The following is a 15,317-nucleotide window of genomic DNA, read 5'->3' as shown; positions in this document are numbered from 1 at the left end:
GTTAAAAATGGAAAATGTAGCATTCACCTTATTCGCCATCAGCGGGACATTACTATTAGGAGCCATGAATCCAGGAGAAAGTTTTCTTTTGGTTGCACGAACAACTGTCGCGACATCTCGGCTGAATGGAATTGCGACGGCACTCAGTATGGGTACAGGAAGTTTGATTTTTTCCCTTGCTGCAATATTTGGCCTTCAAGCCATTATCAAAACCATGCCCGATTTTTATTTTTTCATCAGAATATTGGGGGGGTGCTATCTCATTTATCTCGCGTATAAATTCACAATTAAAAAAACCAACATTACTGTAAACCATACTCTAGAGGGTGTTGAACAACAGTCGTTCATGCAAAGCTATTTCCAGGGGCTTATTATTCAATTAAGTAACCCCAATACTGCCCTAGTTTTTGCCAGCGTCTTCTCCGCCCTATTGAGTCATACGCTCTCATTTGAGATGTATTTTATTTTACCCGCTATCGCCTTCTCTATTGATGCCTTGTGGTATATCTTTGTCGCTGTCGTTCTGTCTTATCAGCGCCCAAGAAACACCTATCTCAATTATAAAAAATGGTTTGATATTATTGCTGGCTCACTAATGCTATTTCTCGGAATAAAAACGCTATACACTGCATTTACTCTGGCTAATCCTTTCTGAAGCAATGTCATTAAAAACATACGACGATGGCATTCTCTTCGTTAAAAATGCTAAATAGCTTCGCCCAATATCAGCATGACCTGGCTAACATGGAACGGTAATATGCGAAGCTATTTAGTCCCATCTGTCTTCTTGAGCTTGCACTTTTCATCGTGCGTTATCGTTTCCTCTACTGCGTTATGAGCGAAACCTGCGAGCCGCCTCGCGTACTTGAGTCATCGTAGAAAAATCGGATACGCATCCCTGCCTCAGTCTGGTAACGTCGCCATGACGTCAAATCGCAGCCATCAATGATAAGATAGCGCACTCGCGGGTGATGTTTTTCATCCGCCAGTCAGTATACTTCTGGCATTCCATTTCAATGCTCAGGTGACGCGCCATCAGCAAGGTTTGCTATCAAACCCAATGCCATCACCTGACGAACAAAAGCGTTAAGACTGAGTAAAATCAATATGAAAGATTCTACCGACAAGGATTTCACTGCCCATACGCCGATGATGCAGCAGTACTTTAGGTTAAAGGCTGAACATCCGGAAATCCTGCTGTTTTACCGCATGGGCGATTTTTACGAGCTGTTCTATGACGATGCCAAGCGGGCTTCTCAACTGCTGGATATTTCTCTGACGAAGCGCGGCGCTTCCGCAGGGGAACCGATACCGATGGCTGGCGTTCCTCACCATGCCGTTGAAAACTACCTTGCCAGACTGGTGCAAATGGGCGAATCCGTCGCTATCTGCGAACAAATTGGCGACCCGGCCACCAGCAAAGGTCCTGTAGAACGCAAAGTAGTACGTATCGTCACGCCGGGAACCATCAGCGACGAAGCACTATTGCAGGAAAAGCAGGACAACCTGCTGGCCGCTATCTGGCAGGATAGTCGGGGATTCGGTTATGCCACTCTGGATATCAGCTCTGGACGCTTTCGCGTGAGCGAGCCTGCCGATCGAGAAACCATGGCGGCCGAATTACAGCGCACCAATCCGGCGGAATTGCTCTACCCTGAATCCTTTGAGTCCATGGATTTGATCGAAAACCGCCACGGACTGCGTCGTCGTCCGCTATGGGAGTTTGAACCTGATACGGCACGTCAGCAGCTCAACCTGCAATTTGGCACCCGCGATCTGACGGGTTTTGGCGTAGAGCAGGCAAAACTCGCACTGCGAGCCGCCGGATGCCTGCTGCAATACGCGAAAGACACCCAGCGCACCTCGCTGCCGCATATTCGCGGCATTACGATGGAGCGCCAGCAGGACGGCATCATCATGGATGCCGCTACGCGCCGTAACCTTGAACTCACACAGAATCTGTCTGGCGGAGTGGAAAATACGCTGGCTGCCGTGTTGGACTGCACCGTGACGGCAATGGGCAGCAGGATGCTGAAACGCTGGATTCACATGCCTAGCCGCGATATTGAAGCGCTCAAACAGCGCCAACAGGCGATCAGTGCGTTGCAGGAGATCACTCCCGATCTGCAACCCTATCTGCGACAGGTCGGCGATCTGGAGCGTATTCTGGCGCGGCTCGCGTTGCGTACGGCACGCCCGCGCGATCTGGCACGTATGCGCCATGCTTTCCAGCAGTTTCCCGATATTCGCCAGCAGCTTGCGCCGTTGGAAACTGATTCGGTTCGTCGTCTGGTTAGCCTGATTGGTCAATTTGATGAGCTGCGGGATTTACTGGAACGCGCGGTTGTCGAAGCTCCGCCCGTGCTGGTTCGTGATGGTGGCGTGATTGCGCCGGGCTACAATGCGGAACTGGACGAATGGCGTGCGCTGGCCGATGGCGCCAGCGATTATCTGGATCGTCTGGAAATTCGCGAGCGGGAAAAGCTGGGACTTGATACGCTGAAAGTCGGCTTCAATGGCGTACACGGCTATTACATTCAGGTCAGCCGTGGTCAAAGCCATCTGGTGCCGATTCACTATGTACGTCGCCAAACGCTGAAAAATGCCGAACGCTACATCATCCCTGAACTGAAAGAGTACGAAGACAAAGTTCTGACTTCAAAGGGCAAAGCGCTGGCGCTGGAAAAAGCACTCTATGATGAGCTTTTCGATCTGCTGCTGCCTCATCTGGCTGAGCTTCAGCAAAGTGCAGCCGCGCTGGCCGAGTTGGATGTCCTGACGAATCTGGCCGAGCGGGCCGATACGCTGAATTACGTCTGCCCGACGCTGAGTGACAAACCCGGCATCAAAATCACAGGTGGTCGTCACCCTGTCGTCGAACAGGTGCTTCGTGAGCCGTTTATTTCGAACCCGCTGTCGCTGGCACCGCAGCGCCGCATGCTGATCATTACCGGCCCCAACATGGGCGGGAAAAGTACCTATATGCGTCAGGCGGCACTGATTGTGCTACTGGCACACATTGGCTGCTTTGTACCTGCGGATCAGGCGGTTATTGGCCCCGTCGATCGCATTTTCACGCGCGTGGGTGCCGCGGACGATCTGGCTTCTGGCCGTTCCACCTTCATGGTGGAAATGACAGAAACGGCAAATATCCTGCACAACGCCACGGAAAACAGTCTGGTATTGATGGATGAAATCGGCCGTGGAACCTCAACCTACGATGGTCTGTCGCTGGCCTGGGCCTGCGCTGAGAATCTGGCAAACCGCATCAAAGCCATGACGCTGTTTGCCACGCACTATTTTGAGCTAACCACTCTGCCGGAAAAAATGGAAGGCGTGGTGAATGTGCATTTAGATGCGCGCGAACACGGCGATACCATTGCCTTCATGCACAGCGTACAGGATGGCGCAGCCAACAAGAGTTATGGTCTTGCCGTCGCCGCCCTGGCTGGCGTACCGAAAGAAGTGATTAAGCGCGCACGTCAGAAATTGAAGGAGCTGGAAACGTTATCGAATAATGCGTCATCCAGCCATATTGATGGTGCGCAACTGGCACTACTGAGCAATGATGAGCCGTCTCCGGCCATTGAAGCGCTGGAAGGCATCGACCCTGATACGCTCACACCGCGTCAAGCGCTGGATTGGCTTTATCAGCTCAAGAAAATGCTCTAACGCGTAATCGATACAAAAGAGGCACTGAAATCAGTGCCTTTTCTTTTTAATACAGCGCTAGTCTATCTGTGTATCGCAGTTTGCTCGTGCTCTCATACGTGCTTTCTCACTGCTGTTGGGGACCACCGCTTTCACCATCTGACCTTCTTCCATCGACGGAATTACGGCAAAATGTGCGGTAAAGGAAATCAGTACCGGTTCACCCGCCGACAACGTGGTGCGAAGATACAGTCTTTCCAGCACAGCATTACTCGCCACCGCAAACGTTTTTCCCGTGGCGCAATCAGAGAACGTCGCAGCATCTGCCAGATTACGGTACATGCCCTTCATCGACATCGGCGTATCCGGCAATCCCTGCTCGGTTGCCGTCAGTTGACGAGGAAGAGAGGAGTTGATGGGAAGCCCTTGCTGATCCAGCATTTCCAGCCCCTTATCAACCGGGCGGAAGTAACGTTTTTCTCCTGCACTGTCCGTCAATACCAGCTTATCCGCAGTGCGTCGCCATTGCCCATAGGAAGCGAACGTGTTGTTGCCTGCCCGCGTGGTCTGATACTGCTCCCGCAGCACAAAAGTCCCGTCTTTTTCCAAAAACAACGACGTATCAATCCCTCCGCAGTCCGCACAGGGTAAAATGCCACGATAACTTTGCGCCATTGGTTTAAGGGGTTCTTCCTGAACCTGTGAACGGGTATGACACCCGATCAACCCAGAAATCCCTGCCATCAACAGCACACCGATAGCCAGTTTTTTCATCATTATTGTCCTGCCGTCTCTGCCCTGTTTTTATCTTTCTGACTCAATGCTCTAAATGTATCCAGTCCGTTATCATCCCTGAGTCTGAGAAATTTTCCACTCAGAAAATACCATTTCCAGACTATTCTTATCGTCAGACAACCAGATCGTGCCTTCCTGTATTGTCGCCTGCAATACCATCGTGCGCGCGGCCAGTCCAGCAAGCTGGGTCAATTGATTGTCATCTAAAAAGCGAATAGCCAGATTCTTGTATCCGGAGACCTTACTTGATATCGCACTCCACCAAACCTGAGCCGCACGCTCACTGTACGCGTATAACACCACAGTACGGGACTGATTGCAGGCTTTCTTAAGCCGCTTTTCATCCGGCAGGCCTAGCTCAATCCACAACTCCAACTCCATCGTATCGTTGCGTCGCCAGATTTCCGGTTCGTCATCGGCACTGAGTCCTTTGGTAAAACGCAGGTCTTCATCAGCATGGCAAATCCACGCTAAAAGCCGCAGCATCATGCGCTGTTCCGTTTCAGACGGATGCTGCGCTATTGTCAGGTTCGCGTCGTGAAAAAAATTCCGATCCATATCGGCAATATTAACTGCTGCTTTGTAAACCGTTGCTTTTAGTGCCATCAGTAACCTCGTCATTATTACCTTTAGTTTACTTGAGTTAGCGCCATCCTCACAGTAAAGGTGATATCTGCAACGTAACTGATAGATTAGGCTTCTAAGGACTACTGATATCCTGTTAGTGCCTATGCTATAGTCGGTTTGATAAATAGAGTTTATCTTCGTAGGCTTACAACATCGCGCACCGCAACAGGTGATGATGCATGAATATCTACCGAGCTGAGCTTTCAAGGGAGGATATAGTGCAAGAATACTGTGAATTAGTACGTCGCTTATACGCAGAGATCGCCAGTGGCGATCTGGGCTATATACCCGATTCGCTGGGTTGTGTTTTGAAAACCCTGGATGACATTGCCGCTAATGATGCGCTGCCATCCTCCGTCAGGGAACAGGCCGCTTTTGCCGCCGCTAACTTATTGGTGAGTGATTATGTCAATGAGTAATGAATATCAACCCATCAACTGTGATGATTACGACAGCCTGGAAGCCACTTGTCAGCAGAATCTGACGCTGACGCTGGAACTACGCAATGGTGAAGTTGTGACCGGTAAAGCCAGTGACATGATCTCACGTAAGCAGGTCGAATATTTGGTGATTGAAGCCTCTGGTGCAACACGCGAACTGCGCCTCGACCACATCGTCAGTTTCAGTCATCCTGAAATCGGGAAGGTCGTCGTCAGCGAATCCTGACAGGCTTACCCTTTCATTCAGCGGCAAACGCTGAACAAATGCTTCCGAAACGGACACGCGGGTTGTCCGTTTTTATTTCAGCACTTCTAGCTTTAGCTTTTATCCAGACCTTTTTCCCAAAGAATATGCCATACGGGTTGGCTTTCTTTCGCCTGCCCTTCCCGCGTGACGAATCGCCCCACAGCCGCAATCAGTTGCTCGTTGTAAAACACCAGCGGAGTCCGGTCGCGCCACCAGGGAGGAACGCCCAGCTCCTGCCAGAGTTTCTTGATTTGCCGCCCGTGAGATCTGCCAACAATATGCACAGTTCCACGGGTCGAAAAGCGAATACTCACCGCCTCACCGTTTTCCGGTGCACGAACCGCCATCCCACGCTCGGCCAGCGACAGCGTCCCCATATTGTCAGGGAACGATAACGGATGTGACGTCGGCTTCCACGGCAGAACGCAGTCTTTTAGCGACTGCATCGGCGGCAGTAAATAGAGATGCTGACGGAAACGGCGGATCTGCCACAGATTCACCTGCAATACCGGCTCCGCATCCTGACGGCTCATTGCGACTTCATCCCAGAGTCGCTGTAGCTGTTCACGTGCGGGCATGGTCGCACCTTGCTGCGCCAGCCAGCGACGCAGTAGCGCAAAACGACGCACTGGGCTTAGCGGTATCAGGCCGTCAATGCTCAGCGCTCCATCCGGCTGACATAACGCCTGCAGTGATTCCTCCAACAGCTCATCCAACAACTGTTCCTGTTCAGCACACAGCTCAGCGCTACGCGCTACGGCGGAGGAGAAATGCGGCCAGCGCTGCGTCAAGCGAGGTAAAATCTGGCGGCGTAGAAAATTGCGGTCAAAACGCTCATCCTGATTGCTGTCGTCTTCAATCCAGCAAAGCTGATGCCGCTGTGCGTACGCTTCCAACTGGAGACGAGAAAATCCTAACAGCGGGCGCACAAGTCGATGATGGCCCAGCATGCTTTGTGCCGCCATCGCCGACAATCCGGCAGGTCCGCTGCCGCGTTTAAGCGCCAGTAAAAAAGTTTCACTCTGGTCATCAAGATGCTGCGCCGTCAGCAGAGTTTCCCCAGCTTGCAGATGCGCTTGTAGAGCCTGATAACGCGCCGTTCTGGCCGCTGCTTCAATACCGCCGTGCTGCGTTTCAACCGTCACTGACAGCGAGGCAAACGGCACCTGCCAGCGTTCACACTGCTGCCGACAATGTTCAGCCCAACTATCTGCCAGCGGATTTAAGCCGTGATGAATGTAAGCCGCTCGAATAGCCAGCCCGGAACGCTGACGTACAGCCATCAGCAGATGCAGCAACACGCTGGAGTCCAGGCCACCGCTGTAGGCCAGCAGGATCGACCCGCATTCGGCCGTTTGCGCCGCGATCGCCTGGAACAATCCATCGTCAAGTAATCCATCGTCAGATTCAGTGCTGTTCACAACATCAGATCTCATACAGTTCTATGGGCAAGCCATCAGGATCGGAGAAAAACGTGAAGCGCTGCTGCGTTTCAGGATCGATCCGTACAGGTTCACAGACAACGCCAGACTGCTCCAGCGAGGCGACGGCCTGTTCAACGTCAGCCACGGCAAACGCCAGATGGCGCAGGCCGCAGGCTTCTGGTCGGCTGACACGATCAGGTGGTTTAGGGAAAGAGAATAGCTCGATGGTATAACGCCCATTCAGCGAGAGATCTCCTTTCCACGACTGCCGCACTTCACGATAGACCTCATGGTTCAACGTAAACCCTAGCACATCACAATAAAACGCCTTGCTGCGTTCATAGTCGGAGGCAATAACCGCAATGTGATGGACATCGAGCAGCTTCAGCATTATTCACACCCTCATAGCAAAAAATCCGCTGTCATTCCTGACAACGGATTTTGAAAGCAATGCCAGAATCACCTGATGGATAATAGCGCAAAGGCCATGACCTCATTGGCTGTCACCATAGCGATTAGCAATAATTATTAACAATAGCCATAGTTCATCAAACGCTGATAACGGCGGTTCAGCAGTTCTTCTTCGGTCATGCCATCGAGGTCGAGCAGATCGGCCAGCAGTTGCGCTTTCAGCGACTCAGCCATCACCGGAACATTACGGTGTGCCGAACCCAACGGCTCAGGAATCACGGTATCGATCAGTTTCAGCTCTTTCAGACGCGGCGCGATGATGCCCATGGCTTCCGCCGCCAGCGGTGCCTTATCCGCACTCTTCCACAGGATAGACGCACAACCTTCCGGCGAAATGACCGAGTAGGTGCTGTACTGCAACATGTTGACCTTGTCACCCACACCGATAGCCAACGCACCACCGGACCCCCCTTCACCGATAACGGTACAGATGATGGGCACACGCAGCGCGGACATTTCGCGCAGATTGCGCGCAATAGCTTCAGACTGGCCGCGCTCTTCTGCGCCAACGCCCGGATAGGCTCCCGGCGTATCGATAAAGGTAATGATCGGCATCTTGAAGCGTTCAGCCATTTCCATCAGGCGCAGTGCTTTGCGATAGCCTTCCGGTGCAGGCATACCGAAGTTACGGCGAATCTTTTCTTTGGTTTCACGTCCTTTCTGATGGCCAATGATCATTACCGGACGCCCATCCAAACGGGCAATCCCACCGACAATGGCTTTGTCATCGGCATAAGCGCGATCGCCAGCCAATTCATCAAAATCGGTGAAGATATGCTTAATATAATCAAGCGTATAAGGACGTTGCGGATGGCGTGCTAATTGCGCCACCTGCCAGGCACCCAAATCAGCGAAGATTTTACGCGTCAATTCAACGCTTTTTTCGCGCAGGCGCTGGACTTCTTCGTCCAGATTAATATCCAATTTTTCGTCTTGACGGCTGACTGCGGTCAGCGAGTCAATTTTCGCTTCCAACTCTGCAATCGGCTGCTCAAAATCAAGAAAATTCAGACTCATAGTATTCCTATATTAGTCAAATTCCAGTTCCACCTGCTCATTACCCACTAATGTGCGCAGCTCGTTCAGTAGCGCATCGGCAGGCGTTACACGCCATGCTGCGCCAAAACGTAATCGGGCGCGCGCATCTTCACGCTGGTAATAGAGATGCACTGGGATCGTCCCCGATCGATGGGGTTCCAACGATTGGCGGAGACGGTTTAATAGCTGGTCATCAATTTGCCTGTCAGTCAGCGAGATAGCAAGCCCGCGCGCATATTTTTCCCGCGCTTCACTGATATCCATTAACTCTCGGACGGTCATTTTAAGCCCGCCGCTGAAGTCATCAAAGCTGACCTGTCCACTGGCGATAAGGATACGGTCTTTCTCAAGTAAATGCTGGTATTTTTCCAATGCATCGGTAAACAGCATGATCTCAAGGCGACCGGAACGATCGTCCAACGTACAGACACCAATACGGTTACCCCGCTTGGTTACCATGACGCGAGCCGCCAACACCAGCCCAACGGCAGTGGTCATTTTACCCCGATCCGTCGGGTGCATATCTTTCAAACGTACGCCACCGGCATAGCGTTCAATTTCCTTAATATATTGCGTGATCGGGTGACCGGTCAGATACAGCCCCAGCGTTTCCCGCTCACCATCCAACACCACCTGCTCCGGCCACGGTGGCACGGTGCTGTAAGATTGTTCAACCTGCTCAGGCGCCTCGGCCAGCACGCCGAACATATCCACCTGACCAATGGCTTCCGCTTTCGCATGCTGATCGGCAGCTTTAAGCGCATCAGCCAATGAATTCATTAGCGCGGCGCGATGTGGCCCCAGGCGGTCAAATGCCCCTGACATAATCAGCTTTTCCAGCACGCGGCGATTCAGCTTTTTAATGTCGGTACGCGCGCAAAGATCGAACAGTTCTCTGAAATAACCGCCCTGATTACGCGCTTCGATAATCGCCTCAATCGGGCCTTCCCCCACGCCTTTAATCGCGCCGATGCCGTAAACAATCTCGCCATCGTCATTAACGTGGAAGTGATACAACCCACTGTTAATATCTGGAGGCAGGATTTTTAACCCCATCCGCCAGCATTCATCAACCAGCCCGACCACTTTATCCGTGTTGTCCATATCAGCCGTCATTACCGCCGCCATGAATTCAGCCGGATAGTGCGCTTTCAGCCACAGCGTCTGGTAAGACACCAGTGCATAAGCCGCAGAGTGCGATTTATTAAAGCCGTAACCGGCGAATTTTTCCACCAGGTCGAAAATTTTAACTGCCAGTTCACCGTTCACACCGCGAGATTTGGCGCCATCCTCGAAACCACCACGCTGCTTCGCCATTTCGACCGGGTTCTTTTTCCCCATCGCACGACGCAGCATGTCCGCACCGCCCAGCGTATAACCCGCCAGTACCTGAGCGATCTGCATAACCTGTTCCTGATATAGGATAATGCCGTAGGTCGGCTCCAGAACCGGCTTGAGTAACTCGTGCTGCCATTCGATATCAGGATAAGAGATCGCTTCACGACCATGCTTACGGTCGATGAAGTTATCCACCATGCCGGATTGCAGCGGGCCTGGGCGGAACAGCGCCACCAGTGCGATCATATCTTCAAAGCAGTCGGGTTTCAGACGCTTGATGAGATCCTTCATACCGCGTGATTCAAGCTGGAATACCGCTGTGGTTTCCGAACGTTGCAGCATGTCGAAACTTTTCTTGTCATCGAGCGGGATCGCCGCGATATCAATCGGTTCCAGCCCCTGCTTCGCCCGGCGGGCGTTAATCATCCCCAGCGCCCAGTCGATGATGGTCAGCGTACGCAGACCAAGGAAGTCAAACTTCACCAGCCCGGCATATTCCACATCATTCTTGTCAAACTGGGTAACCGGGTGGTTCCCTTCCGCATCGCAATACAGCGGCGCGAAATCGGTAATCTTGGTGGGGGAAATCACTACCCCACCCGCATGTTTACCGGCGTTACGCGTTACCCCTTCGAGCTTGCGCGCCATATCAATGAGAGCCTTAACTTCCTCATCGGCTTCATAAATTTCTGGCAACTGCGGTTCAGCAGCAAAGGCTTTTTCCAGCGTCATGCCCGGATCGGGCGGCACCAGTTTTGAAATACGATCGACAAACCCATAAGGGTGCCCAAGCACACGCCCGACGTCACGAATAACCGCTTTCGCTGCCATCGTACCGAAGGTGATAATCTGTGATACCGCATCACGTCCGTACATTTCCGCAACGTGATCGATGACCTTATCGCGTTTTTCCATACAGAAATCGACGTCGAAGTCAGGCATGGAAACACGTTCAGGGTTAAGAAAACGTTCGAACAGCAGGTCGAATTCCAGCGGGTCCAGATCGGTAATTTTCAGCGCATAGGCCACCAACGAGCCCGCACCGGAGCCACGCCCCGGCCCAACAGGCACGTCGTTATCCTTCGACCACTGAATAAATTCCATGACGATCAGGAAGTAACCGGGGAAACCCATCTGGTTAATCACGCCCAGTTCAACATCCAGACGCTCATCGTACTCTGGCCGCCGTGCTGCGCGCACTTCCGGGTCAGGGAACAGAAATTCGAGGCGCTCCTCAAGTCCCTTTTTCGAACACTCAACCAGAAAATCTTCCGTGGTCATGTCGCCCGTCGGGAACTGCGGCAGGAAATATTCCCCCAGACGAATCGTTACGTTACAGCGTTTGGCAATTTCAACGCTATTGGCCAGCGCTTCGGGGATATCCGCAAATAGCTCGCACATTTCCTCTTCGGAACGCATGTACTGCTGCGGGCTGTAATTACGTGGGCGTTTGGGGTCATCAAGCGTGTAGCCATCGTGGATAGCCACGCGGATTTCGTGAGCGTCAAAATCATCAGTGCTGATAAAGCACACTTCATTGGTCGCCACCACGGGCAACCCATACTTCGTTGCCAGCTCGACCGCAGCGTGCAAATAGCTTTCTTCGTCGGGGCGAGAGGTGCGGGTCAGTTCCAGATAGTAACGCTGGGGGAAGTGTTCCTGATAAAACGCCAGACACTGCTCGGCCTGCGTTTGGTTGCCGCGTAGCAAAAACTGACCGACGTCACCCCGGCGACCGCCAGACAGTAAAATCAGCCCTTCCCGATGCTCAATCAACCAATCCCGGTCAATCGTCGGTCCGGCAGCGCCATAACCACGCTGATACGCATGAGAAATCAGCAGCGTGAGATTCTGGTAGCCTTCATTATTCATCGCCAGAACAGTGAGATGCGCGAGTTCATCCCCTAGTTCATCGCTTTCGACATAGAAGTCAGCGCCGATAATCGGCTTAATGCCCGCGCCATGCGCACCACCATAGAACTTAACCAGCCCACACAGGTTGGTAAAATCGGTAATCGCCAGCGCTGGCATGCCGAGTGCCGCCGCTTTTTTTACCAGCGGACCGACTTTGGCCAGCCCATCGATCATGGAATAGTCACTGTGAACACGCAGGTGAACAAAACGTGGTTCGGCCATCTCCAGATCCCAGAATTTATCGATTAGTCAGCATGGCAGGCACAACGACATGCGCACACCACATCGAGAGTTAATGATGATGTTTCACGCCAGTCCTAATGCACGTTTGACTGGCGCGAAGCTCCGACGATGAAACTCAGTGGCACCCAGTGCGGCCAGTTTCTCCAGATGAAAAGCCGTTGGATAGCCTTTATGTTGGGCAAAACCATAAGCGGGGAAGCGTTGATCCAATTCGACCATCTCACGATCGCGTGTCACTTTCGCCATAATCGAGGCCGCGCTGATTTCAGCCACGCGGCTATCCCCTTTAACCACCGCCTGAGCGGGCATCGGCAGCGCCGGGCAACGGTTGCCGTCAATCAGAACAAAATTAGGCACGACAGCCAATCCAGCCACCGCACGCTGCATGGCCAACATGGTAGCATGCAGGATATTCAGTTGATCAATCTCTTCCGGTTCCGCACGGCCAAGGCTCCACGCCAGCGCCTTCTCTTTGATTTCATCATAGAGCGCCAGCCGACGTTTTTCACTCAGCTGTTTGGAGTCCGCCAGCCCGACAATTGGCCGAGTCGGGTCAAGGATCACCGCAGCCGTCACGACTGCGCCAACCAGAGGACCGCGCCCCACTTCATCAACGCCAGCGATACAGGTCGCCTGCGGATAGATAAACATTTCACTCATGGCTTTATTAATTACGAATAGCGTTTTATGAACGCGGCTTGATTAATTCCAGTACCGCCTGAGCCGCCTGTTCATCGGCGTTACAGCGAATTTGCTGATGCAAATCTACAAATGTCGTGCGCAGTTCTGCCGTTTTATCCACATCAGCAAACAGCGGCAGTAGCGCGGCGGCTAGCTTATCTGGCGTACAGTCAGTCTGTAACAGCTCAGTCACCAGCTCACGCCCAGCCAACAAATTCGGCAGCGACACCCACGGCGTTTTGACCAGACGCTGTGCCAGCCAGAAGGTAAAGGGCTTCATACGGTAACCCACAACCATCGGGCATTTCGCCAGCATACACTCCAGCGCCGCCGTACCGGAAGCCAATAGTGCCGCATCACTGGCAATCATGGCTTCACGCGCCTGACCATTCAAAAGATGCACGCGCAAATCGGAGGCCACACTGCTTTTGATCATCTCAAACTGTTCACGCCGTTTGCTGCTCACCAGCGGGACCACAATTTCCAAATCGGGGAAATGTTGGCGCAGCAACACAGCCGTATTGAGGAAATCCGCGCTAAGCATTTCCACTTCCGCTCCGCGGCTGCCTGGCAGCAGTGCCAGACAGTGCGCTTCTGGCGCAATCCCCAACGTCGCGCGTGCCGCCTGCTTATCAGGGTGCAGCGGCATTGCATCGGCCATCGTGTGGCCGATAAAACGGCAAGGTACATTGAAACGATCGTAAAACGCTTTTTCAAAAGGCAAAAAGGCCAGCACCAGATTCGTCGCTTTACCTATTTTGAAAACGCGTTTTTGACGCCATGCCCACACAGACGGGCTGACGTAGTGAATGGTATTGATGCCGCTCTGCTTGAGGTTACCCTCCAGCGTGATATTGAAATCAGGTGCATCAATGCCCACAAAGACATCGGGCTGGAGTTCGCTGAAGCGTTGGGTTAAATCCCGCCGAATTTTCAGCAGGCGAGGAAGTCGCCCAAGCACTTCCACAATGCCCATCACAGCCAGTTCTTCCATCTCGTACCAGGCTTCACAGCCTTGAGCCTGCATACGCGGCCCAGCAACGCCGACAAACCGTGCATTGGGCACCTTTTCTTTTAGCGCTCGAATCAGGCCTGCGCCAAGGATGTCGCCGGAAGTTTCCCCGGCGACCAACCCAATAGTCAAAGGACGTGATGACATGGATTAACGAATGATGCCGCGAGTAGAACGAGCAAAGAAATCGGTAAACGCCTGCACCGCCGGGTGTTCCGCCGCCAGCACTTCAATTTCCGGTTTCACTTCGTCCAGCGTTTTACCGCTGCGGTAGATCAGTTTGTACGCATTACGGATCGCGTGCAGGGTTTCTTTTTCGAATCCACGACGCTTCAGGCCTTCAATATTCAGGCCAAACGGCGTGGCGTGGTTACCCTGCGCGATAACATACGGCGGTACGTCTTGCGCCACACCGGAACAGCCGCCCACCATGACGTGAGCACCGATGATGCAGAACTGGTGTACTGCCGTCATCCCACCGATAATCGCAAAATCATCGACAGACACGTGACCACCCAGCGTCGCGTTATTCGCCAGAATGCAGCGATTACCCACGACGCAGTCGTGTGCGATATGCGTGTTGATCATCAACAGGTTATCGCTACCGACTTTAGTCAACCCACCGCCCTGTGTCGTGCCACGATGAATCGTGACGCTTTCACGGATACGGTTACGATCGCCAATCTCTACGCGGGTTGGTTCCCCGGCATATTTGAGATCCTGGTTCACTTCACCAATTGACGTGAACTGATAGATTTCGTTATCGCGGCCAATTTTAGTGACGCCATTGACGACGACATGTGATTTCAGCACCGTACCCGCACCGATCTCAACCTGAGAACCGATATAGCAGAACGGGCCAATATGAACGCCAGCACCAATAATGGCACCGTCTTCAACAATCGAACTAGGGTGAATAAAGGCGGTTTGATCAATCACGTTCTCAGGACTCCCGACGGCGAGCACACATCATTGACGCTTCGCAGGCCACTTCGCCATCAACTTTGGCAACACCTTTAAAGCGTGCAACGCCGCGACGCTCTTTGATGAATTCAACTTCAAGGATCATTTGATCGCCTGGCTGCACTGGGCGCTTAAAGCGCGCTTCGTCAACAGCGGCGAAATAGTACAGTTCACCCGGCTCCAGTTTGCCCACGCTTTTAAACGCCAGAATACCGGTGGCCTGCGCCATCGCTTCCAGAATCAGCACGCCGGGAAAAATCGGTTTGCCCGGGAAATGGCCCTGGAAGAAGGGTTCGTTAAAAGAGACGTTTTTCACCGCCCGCAGAAACTTCCCTTCTTCAAAATCCAGTACCCGATCAACCAGCAAAAATGGGAAACGGTGCGGTAATAGTTCTAAAATCTCTTCAATATGCAGAGTATGAGTGTCAGTAGTCAAAATACTCTTCCTGTCCATAAAAACTGATGCCATCAAC

General features: G+C 52.6%; 14 protein-coding genes. 4 read left to right on the top strand and 10 right to left on the bottom strand.

Annotated features, from left to right (window positions below; translation table 11 throughout):
• Positions 1-7: 7 nt before the first annotated feature.
• Positions 8-655, top strand: coding sequence for a LysE family translocator (locus tag ACKQAD_RS04415; RefSeq protein ID WP_039355982.1), 648 nt, complete (start codon positions 8-10; stop codon positions 653-655).
• Positions 656-1,107: 452 nt separating this feature from the next.
• Entirely contained in the window at positions 1,108-3,672 is a 2,565-nt protein-coding gene (gene mutS / locus ACKQAD_RS04410) for a DNA mismatch repair protein MutS (RefSeq protein WP_409159036.1), read from the top strand.
• A gap of 57 nt (positions 3,673-3,729) precedes the next feature.
• Here the strand turns inward: mutS and nlpE are convergent, their stop codons facing one another.
• Together nlpE and ACKQAD_RS04400 are read right to left on the bottom strand one after the other, a co-directional pair.
• Complete coding sequence (gene nlpE / locus ACKQAD_RS04405; protein WP_409159150.1) at positions 3,730-4,425, bottom strand: envelope stress response activation lipoprotein NlpE; 696 nt, start codon at positions 4,423-4,425, stop codon at positions 3,730-3,732.
• Positions 4,426-4,497: 72 nt separating this feature from the next.
• Positions 4,498-5,052 carry a YaeQ family protein gene (locus ACKQAD_RS04400; RefSeq protein ID WP_409159035.1) on the bottom strand — a complete coding sequence of 185 codons (555 nt, stop codon included), beginning with the start codon at positions 5,050-5,052 and terminating at the stop codon, positions 4,498-4,500.
• A 239-nt stretch (positions 5,053-5,291) separates the two neighbouring features.
• Between ACKQAD_RS04400 and ACKQAD_RS04395 the strand changes: the two genes are divergently transcribed.
• The gene (locus ACKQAD_RS04395; RefSeq protein WP_409159034.1) at positions 5,292-5,492 is read left to right on the top strand and encodes a YaeP family protein; all 201 of its coding nucleotides are present in this window, start codon (positions 5,292-5,294) and stop codon (positions 5,490-5,492) included.
• A complete protein-coding gene (gene rof / locus ACKQAD_RS04390) occupies positions 5,479-5,739 on the top strand; it encodes a Rho-binding antiterminator (protein WP_012773648.1) in 261 nt (86 codons plus the stop codon). The genes ACKQAD_RS04395 and rof overlap by 14 nt, the downstream gene beginning before the upstream one ends.
• Before the next feature lie 92 nt (positions 5,740-5,831).
• Here the strand turns inward: rof and tilS are convergent, their stop codons facing one another.
• From tilS to fabZ, 8 genes are all read right to left on the bottom strand, one after another.
• Positions 5,832-7,196 (bottom strand): tRNA lysidine(34) synthetase TilS, encoded by a 1,365-nt coding sequence (gene tilS / locus ACKQAD_RS04385; protein ID WP_409159033.1) that lies wholly within the window; start codon positions 7,194-7,196, stop codon positions 5,832-5,834.
• The gene (locus ACKQAD_RS04380) at positions 7,186-7,575 is read right to left on the bottom strand and encodes a VOC family protein (RefSeq protein ID WP_409159032.1); all 390 of its coding nucleotides are present in this window, start codon (positions 7,573-7,575) and stop codon (positions 7,186-7,188) included. Before ACKQAD_RS04380 ends, tilS begins: the two co-directional genes overlap by 11 nt.
• A 137-nt stretch (positions 7,576-7,712) precedes the next feature.
• Positions 7,713-8,672 carry an acetyl-CoA carboxylase carboxyl transferase subunit alpha gene (gene accA / locus ACKQAD_RS04375; RefSeq protein ID WP_409159031.1) on the bottom strand — a complete coding sequence of 320 codons (960 nt, stop codon included), beginning with the start codon at positions 8,670-8,672 and terminating at the stop codon, positions 7,713-7,715.
• A 12-nt stretch (positions 8,673-8,684) separates the two neighbouring features.
• The gene (dnaE, locus tag ACKQAD_RS04370) at positions 8,685-12,167 is read right to left on the bottom strand and encodes a DNA polymerase III subunit alpha (RefSeq protein WP_409159030.1); all 3,483 of its coding nucleotides are present in this window, start codon (positions 12,165-12,167) and stop codon (positions 8,685-8,687) included.
• An 84-nt stretch (positions 12,168-12,251) separates the two neighbouring features.
• Complete coding sequence (gene rnhB / locus ACKQAD_RS04365; RefSeq protein WP_409159029.1) at positions 12,252-12,848, bottom strand: ribonuclease HII; 597 nt, start codon at positions 12,846-12,848, stop codon at positions 12,252-12,254.
• Positions 12,849-12,873: 25 nt separating this feature from the next.
• A complete protein-coding gene (gene lpxB, locus ACKQAD_RS04360) occupies positions 12,874-14,028 on the bottom strand; it encodes a lipid-A-disaccharide synthase (protein WP_409159028.1) in 1,155 nt (384 codons plus the stop codon).
• A gap of 3 nt (positions 14,029-14,031) precedes the next feature.
• Positions 14,032-14,820, bottom strand: a complete 789-nt coding sequence (lpxA, locus tag ACKQAD_RS04355; RefSeq protein ID WP_409159027.1) for an acyl-ACP--UDP-N-acetylglucosamine O-acyltransferase — start codon at positions 14,818-14,820, stop codon at positions 14,032-14,034.
• Between the two features lie 4 nt (positions 14,821-14,824).
• Positions 14,825-15,298: a 3-hydroxyacyl-ACP dehydratase FabZ gene (fabZ, locus tag ACKQAD_RS04350; protein WP_172644777.1), complete on the bottom strand. Its 474-nt coding sequence runs from the start codon at positions 15,296-15,298 to the stop codon at positions 14,825-14,827.
• Positions 15,299-15,317: the final 19 nt, after the last annotated feature.

It is taken from the genome of Pectobacterium artocarpous, assembly GCF_046159765.1.
GTDB lineage: Bacteria > Pseudomonadota > Gammaproteobacteria > Enterobacterales > Enterobacteriaceae > Pectobacterium.
This window is presented reverse-complemented; position numbering and strand designations above follow the sequence as displayed.